Raw genomic sequence first — 21584 nt, 5'->3', positions numbered from 1 at the left:
ATATAAAAAATTGAAAATTATGCACCCGTAGCTCAGCTGGATAGAGCACCAGACTACGAATCTGGGGGTCAGGAGTTCGAATCTCTTCGGGTGCGCCATATATCAATAAAATAAACGGATTCTATAAAAGTCCAAAAATTTTGAACTCTTTGATTCTTTGAACTTATTTTCCTATCTATCTTGAACTTTTTTGTAGCTTTTTGATCACTTATTCTTAATACGGTTTTCTTGGAGTATTATGATAATTGTTTAATGATAATAACTGCATATCAATAAGTATTTCTACTTTTTCTAAATTGACCTTAGATCTTGAAGTAAACAGTATAGCAAAATCTACATTGTAATAAACCTTGAATGAATTAATAATTTATATAACTTAAGGTAGAGAATAAGTTCACTTTATTGGATCACATCTCTGCCATAATATGAGAAAGCTCTTTTTTGTTTATTCGAATGAGTTGACCAGTGCATGCAAAATCTTGATGACTATTCTTAAGACAAAAAGCAGAGATCTCAATACACTTTTTATTTGAAGAGAAATACACGGGATCGTATATATAACGTATTCAAGAATGGGATTAACAGCTTGGTTATTGTATAAAATGGATATCTTTTCTACGCTCATAGTTGTGCTAGCCGGCACCGTCATATAATTATTCACCCCCCAACTATTTGCCAGCTCCTAATGTTGCGACAAATCTTGCACTAAGACGATTCATTAAAGGCATTTTTACTCTTTTTTTTAGAATTTTTATACACACGCCAGCCCCGCTTATGACATGCAAATACGTGAGATGAGATGAGATGAGATGAGATGAGATGAGATGAGATGAGATGAGATGAGATGAGATGAGATGAGATGAGATGAGATGAGATGAGATGAGATGAGATGAGATGAGATGAGATGAGATGAGATGAGATGAGATGAGATGACAATATTCGGGGGTATAATACAAGTTAAAAATTATTATTTATCTTTATAAATCAATATATTGTTTATAAATTTACTAACAAACCAACCATCTCATTCACTATGATGAAACTGTCGTTTTAAATATTTTCTTTCTAGCTCTTCATAAAGACCAGCAATAAACAGCAAGCTGCTAGATTATATAAAAAATTTACACTTGTCCAAATTGAACCTACGATAGATACCTTTTTATTAAGACAATTATCCTGAAAATCATAAAAATAGGAAAATCTTAGCGAGTCACTTGTATATTTGTAACAACTGATTTTAGCTTTTCTCTATCAGATTAAAGAAGATTGGCCAAAATTCCTTAATTGTATAGATTGGTTGACTTTATTTGAGTTCTACTGAAAATAATAATTTTTCTTATAAATGAGCAAAAAAGAGTCCATAGCTAAACTACCATGTGTTTATTGGAATAAACTTTGAATTCACCAAAGTTTATAAAACCCAATTTTTTATAAATGCCAATTCCCTCGTGAGAGGCTTGCATACCAATAACATGACATTTTAAATGCTCAATAGCAATTTTTGTCATTAATGTCCCAACACCTCTTTTCTGAAAATCTGGATTGGTGACAATATCATACACCCCACCAACTCCATCCGCTTTAATACAAAAACATATTGCCACAGGATTATTATTTATATAACCAACGAACATATCTACATTAGGATCTTTTTTATAACAGCCACCTATTGTTTCATAAAATATTATCGCCTCCTCATCAAAAGGCTCAAATACTGATGCCATAACATTTCCATAATCTATAAAATCTTGCAGGGATTCAACTTCCTTAATTTTGAAATTATCCAGCATAAAAGTAACATGGGAGTCTATATCTTGTGCTAAAGCCGCCATTCCTACCTCTGTTTCGACATGCTCTAAGCCTATAGATAAGAGAACTTTATCGACGTTATAATGAGACGAATGAGGTCCAACCCACCAAGCTAAAGGCAATTTCTGTACATTAAAGGAATCAATTATAGACTTTGCTTGGTCTACAGGTATAGTTTCTTGTAAATTTTTAGCAGATATAATATTGAATGTGTTTGAAGCAAATGTTGAATTAACAGAAGACACCCCATTTGAAAAATCAACAACCTTCATTTTGGAACACAGTTTTGGTAAAAAACACACCTTTGAAAAAAAATTATTCTCTAACGATAAGTCAATTTTTGATTTGTTGAACATTTGTTTTCCTTATCATTACTCATCATTTCAAATTGATCTTTTAATACTGGGGCTGTAAAAAAATCTGTTAGCTCAAAAATAATACCAAGTTCTTTTAAAGAAGCCTCTATAAGCTGCAAGGCCGCAAAAGATCCAGCTCCAATACTAAAAAAATGATCTTCGGAGGCAATATTGTTTCCCCTCAATTTTTTGAACCTTATGAAAAGCCCCCTACCCATTAAAAATAGCAATAAATCAATTTGTGACGGAAAAATCTCAGACTAGAATCTTTTCTGATACACCATTATATGCTTCTATATGCTTTGTAGCGTTGCTAAATGGCATTATACTTGCTTCATACTTGCTTCTTCTGATTACGAATCAGAACTTCTCTCCAAGATATTGTTTAGATACATCTGATATCTAAGGCGCGCTCACCCCTTTAAAAGGCAATCTTTGAAGGTCTCTTTCACCTCTTAAAATGCAAAAAATATTTTCTTTTGAAAAATCCTTATTAGTTTAACAAAAACCTTTACCATAAAATGGTTAGAACTCTAACATTCCTTCTTAGCAAGATATAGAAAATCTCAACGAAATAAACTGTTTAGAGAATCAAAAAGCTCAACAGAGATCTCTTTTTTGCACAGTCTGTTATCTTTTATAATACCTTCTCTTCCCCATATATGCTATAGGTTCTTTCATCCGATTATAGTACAAATCTTAATGTCAACAAAACTTAAGTAAAGAATTTTGCCATGCCTAAAACAGATATTGAAATTGCTCGCGCTGCTCAGAAACAACCTATTACAGAAATTGCACAAAAAATTGGTATCGCACATGAAAATCTCATTCCTTATGGACATGACAAAGCTAAAATTTCTTCTACCTATATAAAATCGCTTAATAAAAATCAGGATGGTAAACTTATTCTCGTCACAGCTATCAATCCAACCCCTGCTGGAGAAGGAAAAACAACAACAACTGTTGGGCTCAACGATGCCCTCAATCTCATTGGAAAAAAAACAATCGCCGCTTTGAGAGAACCGTCTCTAGGCCCCTGTTTTGGTATAAAAGGTGGTGCTGCTGGAGGTGGTTATGCTCAAGTTGTACCAATGGATGATCTGAATTTACATTTTACTGGTGATTTCCATGCCATTACAGCTGCCCATAATCTTCTCGCCGCAATGATCGATAATCATATCTACTGGGGGAATGCGCTAAATATTGATCCACGTCGCATTGTTTGGAAACGTGTTCTCGATATGAATGATCGTGCGTTGCGCGATGTTGTTATTTCATTGGGTGGAATCACAAACGGTTTTCCACGTCAAACAGGTTTTGATATTACTGTTGCATCAGAAATTATGGCTGTTTTTTGTCTTGCTCAAAATTTGGAAGATCTTTCACAAAGACTTAAAAAAATTATTGTCGCCTATCGTTATGATAAAACACCCGTGACAGCTGCTGATCTCAATGCAGCAGGTGCAATGACCGTTCTTCTCAAAGATGCTATGCAACCCAATCTCGTACAAACAATTGAAAATAACCCTGTTCTTGTTCACGGAGGGCCTTTTGCCAACATTGCTCATGGCTGTAATTCAGTTATAGCAACAAAAACTGCTTTAAAACTCGCAGATTATGTTGTCACAGAAGCAGGATTTGGAGCTGATCTTGGAGCAGAAAAGTTCTTTAATATTAAATGTCGACAAGCCAATATTGTACCGGATGCTACAGTGATTGTTGCAACAATTCGCGCATTAAAAATGAATGGTGGTGTGGACAAAAATAATCTATCACAAGAAAATATTCCTGCCCTACAAAAGGGCGCAGCTAATCTTTTGCGACATATCAAAAATATGGAACATTATGGCATTCCTTGTATTGTCGCCCTTAATCACTTTAATACCGATAGCGACGCTGAAATAAGAACATTACAAAAAATAGTTGCGACAACCGGACATAAGGCTATTGTTTGCAAACATTGGGAAAAAGGGGGAAAAGGTGCTCTAGAACTCGCACAAGAACTCGTTACCTTGATTGAAGAAAAAAAATCCCATTTCAAAGTCCTGTATCAAGATGATCTACCACTTGTTGAGAAAATTAATTGCATTATCACAAAACTCTATGGTGGACGTGGCGCTATCATCCCTGCTCCTATTCTCAAACAGTTAGAATCCTGGGAAAAAGAAGGTTATGGCACATACCCTATTTGTATGGCAAAAACACCCTATTCCTTTTCTTCTGATCCTACTCAATACGGTGCTCCTATTGATTTTGAAATTCCTGTACGAGAAGTCCGCCTCTTAGCAGGTGCTGGCTTTATTGTCATCATTTGCGGAGATATCATGACCATGCCTGGTTTACCACATTTTCCTGCCGCTGAAAAAATCCACCTTGACAAAAATGATCTGATACAGGGACTTTCATAAGCGTATATTTGTAAACTTAATCATGCATTGTAAAGCACTGTATAGTGAAAAAAATAGAATTTTAAAAAGCAATGTAGACAAATACCTTATTTATGTGATATATACTTTTTAGCGTATGTCCTTTCAAGTCTAGCTTTAGAAAGGACGGGTTTTTACCTATTATTTATGACAATAAAACAAAGCAGGATAGATCGTGCAAGTACTCGTTCGTGATAACAATGTTGATCAAGCGCTGCGTGCGTTGAAGAAAAAGATGCAGCGTGAAGGCATTTTCCGAGAAATGAAGATGCGTGGATATTATGAAAAGCCATCTGAAAAACGTGCTCGTGAAAAGGCTGAAGCTGTTCGTCGTACACGTAAACTTGCTCGTAAACGTGCGCAGAGAGAAGGTTTGATCACTAACGGTCGGAATGCTTCAATAAAATAGTGTATTTTTGTTTAAGCGTTCTTAGAATTACATCTGGAATGGTATATGTATAACATCTAAGGGTGTTTTGATATTTTTGTTGCGATTTCCTATCACTTTTTTGTTGTCTTTTGCTTCTTTTCTCAATAGAGGTTCCTTTAAAAACAATATGCTTTCTTGCAACAAGAATCTCATGAGCGCTTATCTTTTTAAGTGGTAAAACGTGAGTATCTTTTAGGATTGTTAGAGGTTGTTGTTGTTAGAATGCATCGAATGTAGAGTGTACTTCTTAATATCACTTTTCTTTACGTGCCAATCTTGTAAGGTTTATTTATTGGCACCAGATATATAGCATTTTTTACATTGCCTAAGCCTATTAAACTACGAGATTAAATTTTCTCATAGTATGTTATTGCTGTATAAAAAACAAACAATCTTCTTCCCTTTAATGATCCAATGATGCGATAAAATTGCGGCTTTTAACATATTGACCTATAATGATATTTTACTGTTTTACACCTTACATTAACCTATCGAATATCGTAAGATTCTCTCATTTAAACGTTGATGTTGAATCAACAAAAATCCCTTTGTAGCTTCCAAGTGGAGTCGTGTATGGGCAAAAATTCTAAAAAACAATGAAAATATTTCTTATAAACCATCTATCTAAATGCAAGAAGTGTCCAACATTGAAAGCTGGCAAACATAATGCATTCTGGCTTATTATGTTCTTCCCATTTTAAAAGATAAAGATTTCTAATCACCACGAGTATACTTAATAAATTGATTTTTCTTAAAAATAAGTTTTTTCGGTCGATCACTTCTATAATTCATTTTATAGATTTTATGAGAAAGTTCGCACGGAATCTTTCGTTGAATTTTATGTTTCTCTATCTTGTTGGTACAAAAAATTGAAGCTAGGTATAAACGGCCATTATATCACCGTACTGTAGAATAATGTGCTCTGGCTCTACCAGTCATGAATCGAAGTTGATCCATGCTCCCAGAGCATAATCTCTGTATTTAGCATTATAGCGTTCCCGACTCATCAGATTGTAGAGCTACCAAAACTATAAAACTTCTACAAAACATTGGTATCGAGAACCACCATCTTTATAATCTTGCAAAATTATAAGTGCGTGCATTATATATTGGCTTGCTCTCAAGAGGCGTGTTTTTTCATTTCAAACTTTCTTATAATAAGTTAATAAAACCATTAAAAAAAGAAATGAATATGTTTCTTATGAAGTTATTTAGTGCAAAGATAGTTCGCTATATTATGAGCTAATAAATAAAATGATAATATGCGTTTATACCTTATATAGCAGTACCCTATTGATTCCATATTGCAGCATTCATAGATGTCGTGGTGAAATGGGCTTGTCAATAATGAGGAATGGCTTTGTGAAATACGTATGTAAATGACAACATGACAATATTGTCTGTTTCATGAAGAAAACGATGTTGTTAAAGAATGTAAAAACGAAAAACGTGAGACAATATTTTTTATCTATCATACAAAAGTTAACACAGCTTACAAGATACTTAACCGTCTTAATAATCAATATTTAACTCAAGCCTACACCTCTATGAGCATTAGAAATTGATATAAAGCTATCTTTCATAAAAAAATCTGCATTAAAAAGCGTACGTTTTTATCTTACTTATCCCATTTTTTGTAACAATTTCTTTGTTGTTTAGACCTCTTTAACCAGCAGTATGCCATAGCTTTAATCAATTCTCGATCTTATCTTCCAATTCGTAGATTACCAAGATATAAAATGAAAAGATAAAAAGGTTTAAGCGTGCAATATCTTCGTTTGTTTCGATCCTTAATGCTTGCATTATATGTTCTAATAGCAAGTGTTTTTGTATTCAATTCATCCCATTTTTTACACGCCCAAACACTTAATAAAAATTTAGGACCCAGTGGTTTACCACTTCCACGGTTTGCTTCCATTAAACCTACCCGTGTTAACGTACGCATCGGACCAGGGAGCAATTATTCTATCATCTTTACCTACAAAAAGCAGGGGTTGCCGATTGAAATTATCCAAGAATATGATCAATGGCGAAAAATTCGTGATGCCGAAGGTGATGAGGGTTGGGTATATCAATCACTCTTATCAGGCAAACGAACCGCTATCACTGTTCCATGGCAAAAAGATAAAACTAAACGACTCATGTTACGCAAAAATCCAACAGACGACGCAGAACTTGTTGCAGAAGTAGAACCCAATGTCATTGTTCATATTCGCCAATGTGATGGATATTGGTGTGAACTGAGCATTAATAATATCCGCGGATGGCTTCCTCAACCCCTGTTATGGGGAATCTACCCCGACGAAAAAATAAAAGATTGATGAATTTTCAAACCTAATGCGTTTAAATCTTGCTTGCTGAACTTTCACTGTTATTATTAGGTTAACTTTTCGGTTTTAACCGGACAATCAGATCAACATGAGAAATTTCCATACCTTCAGGCGGTTGAGGCAAATTCGCAATGATCGGAGCTTGCTCCAAATTGCACGGAATATCAAGAATACGATTTTCGCCTTCTATATAAAAATGATAATGATCAGATGTATTGGTATCAAACCAAGTTTTTGAACCTTCTACAGCAATAATCCGTAATAATCCCGCCTCTGTAAATTGATGAAGCGTATTATAAACAGTTGCTAAAGATACAGGTACACCCAACGTTATTGCCTCTTCATAGAGCTCTTCAGCAGCAATATGGCGGTTCCCTTGAGAAAAAATCATATTCGCAAGTTGCAACCGCTGGCGTGTTGGCCGTAAACCATTTTGACGCAAACATTTTTCTAACATAGACATAGAATAATAACCCACAACCTTCTCACAATCTCTTACAGGCTGTTGCTCTTCATTCAAATTCACATTGTCTGCGCTCACTGTCATGTTAAACCACACTATCTTTTCATTCAAAGAAGGTTAAAATACAAAAAACGGGAACAAGATAATATAATTTTTATTTCACTTCTTAAATAACCATCCATGCAGGATACATAAAAAAGGGCTTTTGTCATTAAAAATGATATAAAATCATTTCCCTCTCTTTAAAATTTGCTCTAAAAGTATGTTGAGAAAAGCGCAGAAGTAAAAATATATGCAAATAAATGGAGTAACAATGGCTGAACAAAAGTCTCGCTACACTTATGAAGAACTTCTAAGCTGCGCTCGCGGCGAAATGTTTGGTAAGGGTAATGCGCAATTGCCTGCACCACCTATGTTAATGATTCATCGAATCACTCAAATTAGTGAAACGGGTGGTGAACACAATAAAGGAATGGTTCGTGCTGAATTTGACATTACTCCAGACCTATGGTTCTTTGACTGTCACTTTATAGGTGACCCAGTCATGCCAGGATGTCTTGGTTTAGATGGTCTGTGGCAATTAACAGGTTTTTTTCTTGGTTGGTTAGGGGAACCAGGGAAAGGAAGAGCTATCTCAACAGGGGAAGTAAAATTATCAGGTATGGTAACCCCGCAAACCAAACTTCTTGAATATGGGATAGATTTTAAACGTATCCGGCGTGGAAATCTGGTCTTAGGAATAGCAGATGGATGGGTAAAAGCAGATGGAGAAGCCATCTATAAAGCAAGTGATTTACGTGTTGCTTTATTTAAAGAAGACTAAAACTATTTCCATGAGAAGAGACATAAACAAGGAGGTATGAATGCGTCGAGTTGTTATAACTGGTATGGGAATTGTCTCCGCAATTGGAAATAATCCTAAAACTGTTTTAACCAGTTTGTATGAAGCAAAATCTGGGATTTCGTACGCACCACAATACGCCGAATTAGGCTTTCGGAGTAGAGTTTATGGAAAACCTGATATTAATATAGAAGAATTGGTTGATCGGCGTGCTTTGCGTTTTCATGGGCGTGGTACGGCTTGGAATCATATCGCCATGGATCAGGCAATCACTGATGCGGGTTTAGAACTTCATGAAGTCTCCAATGAACGCACAGGTATCATTATGGGTTCTGGAGGACCTTCAACGCAATCTATCGTCGAAGCCGCTGATATTACACGCCAAAAAGGTCCAAAGCGTATTGGTCCTTTTGTTGTACCTAAAGCAATGAGTTCTACAGCATCCGCAACACTCGCAACTTTTTTTAAAATTAAAGGCGTAAACTATTCAATTTCTTCAGCGTGTGCTACTTCCAATCATTGTATTGGCAATGCTTACGAATTAATACAATATGGCAAACAAGATCGTATCTTTGCTGGTGGTTGCGAAGATCTAGACTGGACATTATCTGTTTTATTCGATGCTATGGGTGCTATGTCCAGCAAATATAATGACACACCCCAAAAAGCTTCACGTGCCTATGATATCAATCGTGATGGATTTGTTATTGCTGGTGGAGCGGGTGTTTTGGTTCTTGAGGAATTAGAACTTGCTAAAGCACGTGGTGCAAAAATCTATGGAGAAATTGTTGGATATGGCGCGACATCCGATGGACATGACATGGTGGCTCCCTCTGGCGAAGGAGCAGAACGATGCATGCGCATGGCCCTTGCAACGGTAAATAATAAAATTGATTATATCAACCCCCATGCAACAGCAACACCGGTTGGTGATCCTCCCGAAATAGAAGCAATCCGCCGTGTCTTTGGAGAAGGTGATCAATGTCCACCAATTTCTGCTACAAAATCTTTGACGGGTCACTCTCTAGGAGCAGCAGGTGTTCAGGAAGCAATCTATACACTGTTAATGATGAATCATAATTTCATTTGTGAGAGTGCCCATATTGAAGAGCTGGATCCAGCTTTTAGCAATATGCCAATTGTTCGTAAACGTCGTGATCATCAACAACTTAATACTGTATTATCAAATACTTTTGGCTTTGGTGGTACCAACGCAACGCTCGTTTTCCAACGCTATGTGTAAAAGAAGAGTTTTTAGCGGATTGAAAAAGGCATAGTTTTATGGAGAATAATATGAAAAGTTTGATGGAGGGCAAACGTGGCCTTATTATGGGGGTTGCAAATGACCATTCAATTGCTTGGGGAATTGCCTGTCAACTCGCACAAGCCGGTGCTGAATTGGCATTTACCTATCAAGGTGAGGCTTTTGGAAAACGCGTTCAACCACTAGCAGAAAAACTTGGTTGTAAATTGTTGCTTGAATGCGACGTTGAAAAAATTGAAAATGTTGATTATGTCTTTGAATATCTTGAAAAAGAATGGGGAACCCTTGATTTCATTGTTCACGCCATTGGTTTTTCAGATAAAAATCAACTAAAAGGGCGTTACGTTGATGTCACAACGCGCGAAAATTTTAAACGCACAATGGTTATTTCAGCTTATTCCTTTACTGAAATTGCCCAACGTGCTGGTAAACTGATGCCCAATGGAGGTGCACTTTTAACGCTCACTTATGGCGCTTCACAGCAGGTTGTTCCTAATTATAATATTATGGGCGTTGCTAAAGCCGCTTTAGAAGCTATGGTACGCTATTTAGCGGCAGATTTTGGCCCGCAAAACATTCGCGTCAATGCAATTTCAGCGGGACCTGTTAGAACATTAGCGGGGAATGGTATCGCATCTGCGCGTGCAATCTTCTCCTATCAACGCCGTAATGCACCACTGCGCCGTACCGTGAATATTCAAGAAATTGGAAAATCTGCTCTTTACCTACTTTCTGATTTATCATCAGGCGTTACTGGTGAAATTCATTACGTTGATTCAGGCTATAATATTATGTCTATGCCAACACTTGAAGAGCTGAAACAAAGTGAAGAAACGCGAGGAGAATAACTATTTAGCGCTGTTAAAAGTGCAAAAACTCATCATGTATATGACGTTTTAAAAGTATATTGCATGCTTTTTCTAACGCAAATGCTATGAATAATGAGAGATTTTTTGTTTTTAAAATATACGACTGAAACAACGAATCATACTCTACAAACAACAATCTCATACACATATAATCCGTTAAGATGATTGGCTTGTTAATGATCAATGCAATTCATTATTAAGTTTTTGTTGTAATTGCATTATCTTATCTATTTAAATCATTAAAAATATACTGTACCATCATTTTCATTTTTAAATGTCCGGCTGAGTAATGCATTGGCTGCTTCAACAACGCTTTTATCACAAAAGAGAACTTGATAAATTTGCTCTGTAATTGGCATTTCCACTCCGATACGTTGTGCTAATGTATGGACTTCTTTCGTATTTAAATAACCTTCAACAACTTGACCAACCTGTTTTTTTGCTGCTTCTCTGTTTATTCCTTTTCCAAGTAGCATTCCAAAACGACGATTACGCGACTGATTATCCGTACATGTTAAAACGAGATCACCTAAGCCTGTCATCCCCATAAATGTGGAAAATTCAGCACCCATAGCAACACCTAAACGACTAATTTCAGCTAATCCTCGCGTGACAAGAGCGATACGAGCATTTGCTCCAAATCCCATACCATCTGACATACCTGCACCAATAGCAATGACATTTTTGACTGCTCCACCTAATTGAACACCGATCATATCTGAATTTTTATAAACTCTAAAATTTTTGCTACAATGGAAAAGTTGCTGTAGTTCTTCACTAAATTCAGCATCAGAGGCCGCTACCGTAATTGCTGTAGGCAAGCCAATAGCAAGTTCTCTAGCAAAAGTTGGTCCAGAAAAGACGGCTAAAGGAATTTTATCACCTAAAATCTCACGAGCAACTTCTTGTAAAAGACGTCCCGTATCATGTTCTAAGCCTTTGGTTGCCCAAATAATACGTGAATTCTGATCCAAATAAGGTTGGATATTACACAATACTTGACGAAATACATGGCTTGGAACAACAATCAATATATTGCGGCTTGCCATTATTGCAGTTTCAAGCGAAGCTTCAAGCAATAAATTTTCAGGAAATTGAATATCGGGTAAAAATGCCTGATTACAACGATATTTCTGTAATTCTTTGATATGTTGAGGATTATATCCCCAAAGTAAAACACGACGACCGTTACGGGCAAGAGCTATAGCCAAAGCAGTGCCAAAAGAACCGGCACCAATCACTGTCGTTGAAACTGCTTTCATTAAATTTGCTGCTTATTTTCTCAATCTTCAGTTCTCATTGTACACTATTGCTGTAAAGATACTAAAATGAAATATTTTTAATATAAATTCACTGAACTTAAAAGCTCTATTCCTCTACGGCTTCGTCTCATAAAACCTGAGATCTTTTAAAATTCCTCATATTTTCTGTACTAAACTGTATAAATGTCGTTCTTGTCTATTCTATAAATAGATATTTATATCAAATAAAAACTAAAGCAGCACTATATCATCTATGAATTTGCGCATTGCAAAATAAAAATGCATGCAAAATTTAATACCCCGCTAAATAATTGTTCCACTGATACCTCGTGTTAACATCTATCTTATCTCCTGTAAGCATTTTTGTGCTTGATGCTTGCAAAAAGAGCCAATGCTTTCGCACTGGCTCCACAAATTCTTTATTCTTTGTCACTCCTTTACAGAAGTTTACATATTGGGTGCTTTCTCCATGGGCGTTTCTATAGCCGGTGCCTGTTCTACAGGTACTTGCCCCATGGGCATCTCCACAGCCGGTGCCTGCTCTACAGGCGTCTGTCCCATGGGTATCTCCACAGCTGGTGCCTGTTCCACAGGTGTTTGCTTCATGGGCATCTCCACAGCCGGTGCCTGCTCTACAGGCGTCTGTCCCATGGGTATCTCCACAGCTGGTGCCTGTTCCACAGGTGTTTGCTTCATGGGCGTTTCAACAGCCGGTGTCTGTTCCACAGGCGCTTGCCCCATAGGTGTTTCTGTATCTGGTAATTGCTCTGGCACTGTTACAGACTTGCCCAATATTTCTGGCTCAATAACACGTCCTGAACCACCCATCATATTATAATTCAAATGAGAAATAGCCCACCACGTGCCCCCAATAATAACAAAAACGCAGATAACGGCAAACCATAAAGCACTCAAATTCCATTTGGCATCCGGACCAGAGTTCAAGTGCAAAAAGAAAACAATTTGCACGATAATCTGAATAATCGCCATCCCAATAAGATAGATGACCTTTGTGCTAATTGTCCAACTTTCCATCATTCCATACATCACAGGAATAAAAGAACCCATCGTGAAAAATACAGCTAAAATGAAACCAATTAAATAGGAACCAGTACTGGGACCATGTGTTTCGTTATGCACACTCATTACAATGCTCCTAATAGATAAACCATAGTGAAAACACCAACCCATACGATATCAAGCAAATGCCAAAAAATTGAAAGGCATGTCAAACGCGTTTTATTGTCCTGATCCAAACCACTACGACGAAGATGAAAAAACATCACTATCATCCAGAGAAGACCAACACTGACATGAAGACCATGCGTACCAACCAAAGCAAAAAACGCTGACCAATAAGCAGATAAAACTTCTTTTCCAAAAAGCTGTAAACCTGTTGTAGGATCAATACCAGCATAAGCACCAGGATCGTAATAGAATACCTCACCTAAAAGCTCATGAAACTCGTAAATTTCCATTCCAATAAAGCAGCTTCCAAGAACAAAGGTAATAGCCATCCATAAACGCACACCACTGAGATTACGTTTATGGACTTGCACCATCGCAAACCCATAAGTAATTGATGACAGTAATAAAATGGCAGTTTCAACCAAAACAAACCTTAAATCAATAAATTCATTGCCCGCTTTTCCTCCACCATAAGAAGCAGAAAAAACAGCAAAACTTGAAAAAAGTGTTGAGAATAGAATCAAATCCGAAAGGATATAAACCCAAAAACCAAATGTCATTACTGAACTACTGTCGTGATGATGCTCATCAACGTGCGTATCATTCATTGCCATTGTACTCATACTGTTGCTCCTTGTTCTTTAAGAACAGCTGTAAAAACATCTTCTGTTTTTTGTACTTCTTCAGCTGGAATATAGTAACCATGATGATCTCCCGTTACAGAGTGATACACAATCGTTGCAACAAAACCAATCAATCCAATCGCAACAAGCCACCAAATATGCCAAACAAGCGCAAAACTAACGACTAATGAAAAGAATCCTGCAATAATCCCTGCTGATGTATTTGAAGGCATATGGATTTTTGAAAACCCATTTGTCGGACGCTGATAACCATTCTTCTTCATATTCCAATAAGCATCGTCACTGTGTACTTCTGGAATTATTGCAAAATTGTAAGAAGGAGGCGGTGAAGAAATAGACCACTCAAGTGTTCGTCCATCACCCCAAGAATCATTTAATGTTACCGGCAAGAGACCCTTATGCTTGATACCATACCAAACTGCCAAAACAACTTGCAATACAAAGCAAAGGATACCAAGCAAAATAATAAAGGCACCCAATGCGGCAATGATAAACATTGGTTGCCAACTTGGTTCCATGTAATGTTGGAGACGACGCGTTGCTCCCATGAGCCCAAGCGCATAAACTGGAAAAAACGCAAGATAAAAACCAATGAACCAACACCAGAAAGATGCAATACCTAATGCGCGATTCGGTTTATAACCAAAAACTTTTGGAAACCAAAAAGCAAGCCCAGCTAAATACGCAAAAACAACACCACCAATAATTGTATGGTGAAAATGCGCTACCAAAAAGAGAGAATTATGAAACTGCCAATCAGCAGGTACGATAGAGAGCAAAACACCAGTTAATCCACCACCAACAAATGTAAAGATCATGCCCATACACCAAAGCATTGGAGGCTCGAAACGAATTCGACCTTTGTACATTGTCAGCAACCAATTAAAGACTTTAACACCAGTTGGAACTGCGATGATCATTGTTGCAATACCAAAGAAGGTATTGACAGCCTCACCTCCACCCATTGTAAAGAAATGGTGTCCCCAAACCAAAAGGGAAAGAATCAAAATCACCAACATTGCCCATACCATTGAAGTATAACCAAAGAGGCGTTTTGAAGAAAAAGTCGAAACAACCTCAGAAACAATCCCAAAAGCAGGAACAACCAAAACATAAACTTCAGGATGACCAAAAATCCAAACATAGTTAATCCATACCATTGGATTTCCACCACCAACATTGGTGAAAAAATTCATGCCTAAATAACGATCACATGCCAAAAGCGCAAAAGCGACAGCCAAAACAGGATAAATCACTAGAATCAGAACATTGCTAACAAAAGCGCTCCAGCAAAAAACAGGCATTTTCATCATTGTCATCCCAGGAGCACGCATTTTAATAATGGTCGCAACAAAATTGATTGACCCCATCGTCGTTGCGATACCAGAAAGCTGAAGTGACCATAAATAATAATCTACTCCTGTATCTGGACTCCCTTGCAATTCGGTAAAAGGTGGATACATCAACCAACCACCACGACCAAAATTACCAACACCTAAGGATATGTTAATCAATATTGCCCCAGCAGCAGTAATCCAAAACCCTAAATTATTCGCGAAGGGAAAGGCAACATCACGCGCACCAATTTGAAGCGGTATAATATAATTGAAAAGGCCGAATAAAATAGGCGTAGCCATGAAGAAAATCATAATCGTGCCGTGGGCCGAAAAAATCTGATCAAAATGATCAGGCGGTAAATACCCCGCCGTTTCACTCCCAAGTGCCATAGCCTGATGTGTTCGCATCATAATCGCATCAGCAAAACCACGCACAAGCATGATAATACCAAGAACAATGTACATAATACCAATGCGTTTATGGTCAACTGTTGTAATCCAATTTCGCCATAAAACTCCCCACCATCCGAGTGCTGTTAAAGCAATAACAGCAACTAAACCACCTAAAACAATCGCAATACATGTGTATAAAACGATCGGCTCATGTGCAAGTGCATGAAAAGCACCAGCTGTAGGATCTGTAAGTCTTCCAAACATTTCTTAACCTATATCAAATGAATTTCAGTTAAAAGAAATCTTCTTTTAAAAGGTTTCTTTCTCGATTGATGTTCTAAAGAACATCAGGATCAAAAACAGAACAAAGTGCACCCCAAAGCGTCTGAGCCGCAGCACGCTTCATTAAGTCCTCATTACATACCGTATTTTCATCAACACATCGATTGACAATCCGGTAATAAAGCCGTTCTTCAACAGGCGCAAAATAACGCACTTCTGCATCTTTTTCCTTCGCAGCAATATCACCCATACGAGGCGCAATAGTAAGCTGACGATAAGAGGCACGATCAAGAGCTTGTCCATGAGACCGAGCTTTAGAAATCCAATTATCAAAATCTTGCGAGGATACAGAATGCCATTTAAAGCGCATCTGTGCAAAACCATCACCACTGTAATTTGCCGATGATCCTTTGAATACTCCATGCTCATCCGCCATTAAATGCAATTTAGAATTCATCTGCGGCATAGCGTAAAGAACCGTTCCTAGCTTTGGCACCCAAAAGGCATTTACCGAATTTTCTGATGTCAACTGCAACAACACTTGACGATCTTTAGGCGCATAAATTTCATTGATCGATGCAATACCATATTCAGGATAAATAAAGAGCCATTTCCAATCAAGAGCAACCACATCTATTTGCAACGGTTTTCCTTCACCAGCAACCTCTATTGGTAGAGGTTTCTCTGGCTCAAGCTCGTAGGTGTAATAAGCTGTCAACGCACCTAAAACCATTACAATAACAACTGGAATACCCCACATGAATGCTTCAATTTTATTTGAATGCCCCCACTCAGGTAAATATTCTGCCGCAGTGCTCGATGCACGGTACTTAATGGCCAAAAATACCACACTCACCATAACTGGAATCACAACGCAAAGCATAACAGCAACACAAATAACAATCAAAATAAGCTGTTGCCGTGCAACATATCCTGCTGGATAAATAACATCAAAATTACAACCAGATAAAAGCAACATCACCCCTAAAATTACGAGCGTCTTTATCTGTTTAACAAAGTTTCTCATTTCATCTGCCCCATCTCTCCATATCAAAAGTTATCATCCGAAAATGACAAAATTTTAATGATACGATTACCCATTTAGAAAGAATTATCAAGTTAATTCAGATATCCTCATCAATATTATACAACTTTTGATCCTCTTGTACCAAATTTAAACCTTTTAGCAATATATTCAAGCGCAAACCAATATCCATCACTCCCACAACCAGCAATAATCGCATCCACACCTGTCGACGTATAAGAATGATGGCGAAAAGCTTCCCGCTGATAAATATGAGACAAATGAACTTCCACTTTTATCCCTGTAAACATTCTTAAAGCATCAAGAATTGCAACAGATGTATGGCTATAAGCAGCTGGATTGATGATCAATCCAGCACTCTTCCCAATTGCTGCCTGTATCCATTCTACTAATTGTCCTTCACAGTTACTTTGATGAAAATGGACGATTACACCAGCCTTTGTTGCCCATTCCTTGCAAAATTTTTCAATGTCTTCTAAAGTCTCAGTTCCATAAATTTCTGGCTCTCGTTGACCCAGAAAATTTAAATTAGGACCATTTAAAATCGTTATAATTGTAGACATGGTAAGCCTCTTCTGTTCAACCATTCCTTTATAAAAAATTTTGAGCATGTTTTTTATCGTAACAAAGCTCCATTCCTAATCTCAAAAAACTCTGCTCGCCCTTTTAAGGCATCAAATAAAACGCGATCCGTTCCTGTCATAAATGTTTGTCCACCTAAATCATCAAGAATATCAAATAAAGCCGTACGCCGATAAAGATCAAGATGTGCAACCATTTCATCAAGAAGAAGAATAGGGGCTCTCTCTGACATCATGCCTGTTAAACGCGCATGACACAAAACCAAACCTATGAGTAGTGCCTTCTGTTCACCTGTAGAACAAGATGTTGCAACCATATTTTTATCAGCATAAAAAACTTGTAAATCTGTACGATGCGGTCCTTCTAATGTCCGACCAGCAGCACGATCTATTGCACGGTTATGTCGTAACCGATTACAAAATTGCTCTTCAACTTCAACTGCGGATTGTGTCCTCAAAGCTGTTTCTAAAAAACCATCAATTTGCAAAAAAGCCCGTGGAAAAGCTATCTGTGATGGTGTTTGTGCAAACATGTCATTTAAAAGGCGAATAACATCAATACGCGCCGCGGCAATAGCTGTTGCCAATTCCGCCATTTGCTTTTCTAAAGCATCAAACCAAACATAATCTTCATTTCTATCTAAAAATAAACGATTACGTGCGCGCATAACTTTATCATAATCTGCTACACGGCGACTATGTAAAGGATCTATCGCTAAAACCATACGATCCAAAAAACGACGGCGCTCAACTGAAGGCCCTGTAAAAAGCCCATCCATAGAAGGCGTTAGAATACTAATATGACAATAATCTGTTAGGCAATCGCTCGTCTCATTTACACCATTAATATGAACTTTTCGGCTGTTACCATCAACGTCAAAAGCTGTACCAATATTCACTTCACCATAAAGGACACATTCAAGACGCGCAAAGACGACAAATCCTTCACCCCCACCATCTTTAAGGCTAATATCAGAATAAGCAGCACGCCGTAAACCACGACCAGGAGAAAGAAAAGATAACGCTTCTAAAAGATTTGTCTTACCAGCACCATTATGGCCGGTAAAAACCACATGCTGACCTGAAAAATGAAGATTAAAAGAAGAATAATTGCGGTAACGTACAAGTTTTAGCTGCCTCACTGCCACTTTGTGCACATGACCAGCCATGTATTGCAAAATAATCGCCCCTAAACGCGAATGGGCATTAGCACGTAAAGCGCATCTGCATGATCACGAATCAGAGCTGGAGCTACAGCATCAGACAACATAAAAACCATTTCATCGTTTGAAAGTTGCCCCGCAATGTCCAAAAGATAACGTGAATTAAAACCTATCTCAAGCGGATCAGATGTATAAGTTACGGATAATTGATCTTCCGCACTCCCTGAGTCGGGATTATTAACAACAAGCTTCAATTGTCCCTGTTCAATCGTTAACTTGACCGCACGACCACGATCACTTGAAACCGTTGAAACACGATCAACTGCAGAAGAAAAATCCTGCCTATTGACCACCAACTTTTTATCATTCCCAAGAGGAATAACACGCTGGTAATCTGGAAATGTTCCATCAATTAACTTTGATATCAAAACCACAGAACCTACAGAAAAACGAATCTTTGTCTCTGAGAGTTCGACACACACATCACCATCAATCTCTTCCGAAAGAAGCTTTTGCAACTCTCCCACAGTTTTACGAGGAATAATGACACCCGGCATACCATCAACACCTGAAGGAGCCTCCATATCAACTTGTGCCAAACGATGACCATCGGTTGCAACCAAACGCAGCTTCAAAACACCATCGTTAATAACATGAAAATAAATTCCATTAAGATAATAACGGGTTTCTTCAGTAGAAATAGCAAATTGCGTACAATCAAGTAAATGTTTCAGCCCTGATGCCGGTAAAGAAAAACGATAACCAAACTGCCCCGGAAGCGACTCTGGAAAATCTACTTTCGGAAGACACTGAAGCTGAAAATGTGCACAACCCGAAACAACAGACATCGTATTCGCTTGATTCTCATCAACTGATAATACAATTTCACTGCCATCGGCAAATTTTCGAACGATATCATACAGCAAATGTGCTGGAACAGTTATCGCGCCAGCTTGTTTAACATTGGCTGTAAAAGATTCCGTAATCTCTAAATCAAGATCTGTTGCTTTTAATTGCACACCACCGTTGTCTGCATCAATCAGTACATTTGAGAGAATAGGAACAGTATTACGACGCTCCACTACACGGTGAACACGCCCTAGAGATTTAAGAAATTGACTGCGATCAACTGTAATACGCATAAAATCTCCGTTACAATTTACCAAAACTATATAAAATCTTCAGGTTCAAATAACCTACCTTTTTAAGAATCATCTGCTGAATTCTCTTCCCCCCCTTTTACGATGGCAAGCACCCTCTGTACAAGAAAAAAATAGTCCTCGTTATTAACTTCTCCATAATGCTCCCTTAAACAGAATCAAGACCTCTACGCTGTCTGCTCTCCAATTAACCGCTTAAGCAATTCAAGTTCTTTGGCTAATGTTTGATCACCACAAAGCAAATCTTCAATCTTTCGTACAGCATGTAAAACCGTTGTATGATCACGTCCACCAAAACGACGACCAATTTCTGGCAATGAACGGGGCGTCAACATCTTGGCTAAATACATTGCAACTTGTCGTGGCTTCACAACCGTACGTGTCCGACGGTTAGACAATAAATCCTGCTTAGAAACATTATAATGGCGCGCAACTGTGCGTTGAATTTCTTCAATACGAATGCGCTTAGGCTCGCCAGAACGAGTCAAATGACCTAACAATTCATCGATTCGTTCTAAAGATAAATCAGATTCAAAAGACTGACGGAACAGTAACTGATTAAATGCTCCTTCAATATCACGTCCTGACCCCAAAACTGTTCTCGCAATATAATCGAGAATATCATCAGAAATTGAAACCATACTATCTTCTTGTTGCGCCAACTTTAACCGCTGACGTAACATTTTCAAACGCATTTCATAATCTGGTGCCTCAATTTCAAGGGCGACCCCCCCCTGAAGACGAGACCGAACCCGAAGATCTAGCGATTCTAACTCTGCCGGTGGACGATCCGCCGCCACAACAACTTGCTTGGCACTATCAAGCAACATATTAAGCAAATGACAAAATTCATGCTGTATCGACTTTCCTTGCAAAAATTGCATATCATCAATAATAAGAAGATCAATATCACGAAGTTGCTCTTTAAAAGAAAGAGCATCATTATCACGAATAGCCGTCGCAAAACGCCACATGAAATATTCAGCAGTCAAATAAATAACCCGCGCAGACATTAAACGCTGTAACGCTGCGGCTGCAATTGCTTGGAGTAAATGTGTTTTTCCTAAACCAACAGATGCATGGATAAAAAGAGGATTAAACCTTAAGGCACTTTTATGCCCCTCTGCAATCGAACGTGCAGCAGCCAATGCAACACGATTAGAAGAACCTTCTACAAAACTCTCAAAAGTATAACGAGAATCAAGCGGTGAACCCAAAACACCTGTTTGAACACTCTTTACTGAATGCTCTGGATAACTCTCAACAAAAGACGGTGTCTCCTGTTCTTCTAAAACGACAGGCGCGACACTTGTTTTACAAACGATACCTCTTGAAACACGCTTCATACCACGAACGATAACTTCAACACGAAGAATCGCTGAATTCTCTTGCTTCCATAAATTGGTCAAAAGAGAGCCATAATGATTATTAATCCATGACCGCAAAAACGCTGTAGGAACTGAAAGCTTTACAAGATTACGGCTATATTCCGCAAGCTTTACGCGCCCGAACCAACTCGTATAAGCCTCAATACCAACCTGCGCCTTTAATTGCGCCATCACACGCGCAAAAGCCGCTGCGCCTTCCTCCTCTGATATAACAGGATAATGAACAGAAGCATTGTTGCTCACTGCCCCACCACTCTCCGTCATATGGCTCTTTATTACCTTCTCTGCCGACAGGATATTCACCGCAACCCTTTTAAAGGAACTAGCTTTAGAGTTTAACTTATCCACCATCT

The 21584-nt window shown here is 38.0% G+C and carries 18 protein-coding genes and 1 tRNA gene; 7 read left to right on the top strand and 12 right to left on the bottom strand.

Going from position 1 to position 21584, the window contains the following annotated elements; translation table 11 throughout:
• Window positions 1-21 precede the first annotated feature (21 nt).
• Window positions 22-98, top strand: a tRNA-Arg gene (locus tag LNM86_RS00095).
• Window positions 99-1364: 1266 nt separating this feature from the next.
• Here the strand turns inward: LNM86_RS00095 and LNM86_RS00090 are convergent.
• Together LNM86_RS00090 and LNM86_RS00085 are read right to left on the bottom strand one after the other, a co-directional pair.
• On the bottom strand, window positions 1365-2165 hold the full coding sequence (locus LNM86_RS00090) for a GNAT family N-acetyltransferase (RefSeq protein WP_241437977.1): 801 nt from the start codon (window positions 2163-2165) through the stop codon (window positions 1365-1367).
• Complete coding sequence (locus LNM86_RS00085) at window positions 2132-2350, bottom strand: phosphopantetheine-binding protein (RefSeq protein ID WP_241437976.1); 219 nt, start codon at window positions 2348-2350, stop codon at window positions 2132-2134. Before LNM86_RS00085 ends, LNM86_RS00090 begins: the two co-directional genes overlap by 34 nt.
• A gap of 549 nt (window positions 2351-2899) precedes the next feature.
• Here LNM86_RS00085 and LNM86_RS00080 point away from each other — a divergent pair.
• The 3 genes from LNM86_RS00080 to LNM86_RS00070 all read left to right on the top strand — a co-directional run bounded on the left by LNM86_RS00080 (window position 2900) and on the right by LNM86_RS00070 (window position 7342).
• Window positions 2900-4573 (top strand): formate--tetrahydrofolate ligase, encoded by a 1674-nt coding sequence (locus LNM86_RS00080; RefSeq protein WP_241437975.1) that lies wholly within the window; start codon window positions 2900-2902, stop codon window positions 4571-4573.
• Between the two features lie 193 nt (window positions 4574-4766).
• On the top strand, window positions 4767-5000 hold the full coding sequence (gene rpsU, locus LNM86_RS00075; protein WP_241437974.1) for a 30S ribosomal protein S21: 234 nt from the start codon (window positions 4767-4769) through the stop codon (window positions 4998-5000).
• A 1814-nt stretch (window positions 5001-6814) separates the two neighbouring features.
• Window positions 6815-7342, top strand: coding sequence for an SH3 domain-containing protein (locus tag LNM86_RS00070; protein ID WP_372712458.1), 528 nt, complete (start codon window positions 6815-6817; stop codon window positions 7340-7342).
• A gap of 61 nt (window positions 7343-7403) precedes the next feature.
• Here the strand turns inward: LNM86_RS00070 and irrA are convergent, their stop codons facing one another.
• Window positions 7404-7898: an iron response transcriptional regulator IrrA gene (gene irrA, locus LNM86_RS00065; protein WP_308219218.1), complete on the bottom strand. Its 495-nt coding sequence runs from the start codon at window positions 7896-7898 to the stop codon at window positions 7404-7406.
• A gap of 229 nt (window positions 7899-8127) precedes the next feature.
• Here irrA and fabA point away from each other — a divergent pair, with 229 nt between their 5' ends.
• From fabA to fabI, 3 genes are read left to right on the top strand one after another with little or no spacing between them, the layout of a single operon-like run.
• Window positions 8128-8637 (top strand): 3-hydroxyacyl-[acyl-carrier-protein] dehydratase FabA, encoded by a 510-nt coding sequence (gene fabA / locus LNM86_RS00060; protein ID WP_241437972.1) that lies wholly within the window; start codon window positions 8128-8130, stop codon window positions 8635-8637.
• A gap of 40 nt (window positions 8638-8677) precedes the next feature.
• On the top strand, window positions 8678-9898 hold the full coding sequence (gene fabB / locus LNM86_RS00055; RefSeq protein ID WP_241437971.1) for a beta-ketoacyl-ACP synthase I: 1221 nt from the start codon (window positions 8678-8680) through the stop codon (window positions 9896-9898).
• A gap of 50 nt (window positions 9899-9948) precedes the next feature.
• The gene (fabI, locus tag LNM86_RS00050) at window positions 9949-10767 is read left to right on the top strand and encodes an enoyl-ACP reductase FabI (RefSeq protein ID WP_241437970.1); all 819 of its coding nucleotides are present in this window, start codon (window positions 9949-9951) and stop codon (window positions 10765-10767) included.
• Between the two features lie 260 nt (window positions 10768-11027).
• Here the strand turns inward: fabI and gpsA are convergent, their stop codons facing one another.
• The 9 genes from gpsA to dnaA all read right to left on the bottom strand — a co-directional run bounded on the left by gpsA (window position 11028) and on the right by dnaA (window position 21582).
• Window positions 11028-12050: an NAD(P)H-dependent glycerol-3-phosphate dehydrogenase gene (gene gpsA, locus LNM86_RS00045; protein ID WP_241437969.1), complete on the bottom strand. Its 1023-nt coding sequence runs from the start codon at window positions 12048-12050 to the stop codon at window positions 11028-11030.
• 447 nt (window positions 12051-12497) lie between these two features.
• On the bottom strand, window positions 12498-13196 hold the full coding sequence (gene cyoD / locus LNM86_RS00040) for a cytochrome o ubiquinol oxidase subunit IV (RefSeq protein WP_241437968.1): 699 nt from the start codon (window positions 13194-13196) through the stop codon (window positions 12498-12500).
• A complete protein-coding gene (locus tag LNM86_RS00035) occupies window positions 13196-13861 on the bottom strand; it encodes a cytochrome (ubi)quinol oxidase subunit III (RefSeq protein ID WP_241437967.1) in 666 nt (221 codons plus the stop codon). The genes cyoD and LNM86_RS00035 overlap by 1 nt, the downstream gene beginning before the upstream one ends.
• Window positions 13858-15876: a cytochrome o ubiquinol oxidase subunit I gene (cyoB, locus tag LNM86_RS00030; protein WP_241437966.1), complete on the bottom strand. Its 2019-nt coding sequence runs from the start codon at window positions 15874-15876 to the stop codon at window positions 13858-13860. The genes LNM86_RS00035 and cyoB overlap by 4 nt, the downstream gene beginning before the upstream one ends.
• Before the next feature lie 73 nt (window positions 15877-15949).
• The gene (gene cyoA, locus LNM86_RS00025) at window positions 15950-16921 is read right to left on the bottom strand and encodes a ubiquinol oxidase subunit II (RefSeq protein ID WP_241437965.1); all 972 of its coding nucleotides are present in this window, start codon (window positions 16919-16921) and stop codon (window positions 15950-15952) included.
• A gap of 116 nt (window positions 16922-17037) precedes the next feature.
• Complete coding sequence (gene aroQ / locus LNM86_RS00020; RefSeq protein WP_241437964.1) at window positions 17038-17502, bottom strand: type II 3-dehydroquinate dehydratase; 465 nt, start codon at window positions 17500-17502, stop codon at window positions 17038-17040.
• A gap of 53 nt (window positions 17503-17555) precedes the next feature.
• On the bottom strand, window positions 17556-18689 hold the full coding sequence (gene recF, locus LNM86_RS00015; RefSeq protein WP_241437963.1) for a DNA replication/repair protein RecF: 1134 nt from the start codon (window positions 18687-18689) through the stop codon (window positions 17556-17558).
• Window positions 18690-18709: 20 nt separating this feature from the next.
• Window positions 18710-19825, bottom strand: a complete 1116-nt coding sequence (dnaN, locus tag LNM86_RS00010) for a DNA polymerase III subunit beta (RefSeq protein ID WP_241437962.1) — start codon at window positions 19823-19825, stop codon at window positions 18710-18712.
• A 185-nt stretch (window positions 19826-20010) separates the two neighbouring features.
• Window positions 20011-21582: a chromosomal replication initiator protein DnaA gene (gene dnaA, locus LNM86_RS00005; protein ID WP_241437961.1), complete on the bottom strand. Its 1572-nt coding sequence runs from the start codon at window positions 21580-21582 to the stop codon at window positions 20011-20013.
• Between the last annotated feature and the right edge of the window lie 2 nt (window positions 21583-21584).

It is taken from the genome of Bartonella machadoae, from assembly GCF_022559585.1.
Classification (GTDB): Bacteria; Pseudomonadota; Alphaproteobacteria; order Rhizobiales; family Rhizobiaceae; genus Bartonella; species Bartonella machadoae.
The sequence above is the reverse complement of the archived record's forward strand: the minus strand, read 5'-3'. Positions and strand labels throughout refer to the sequence as shown.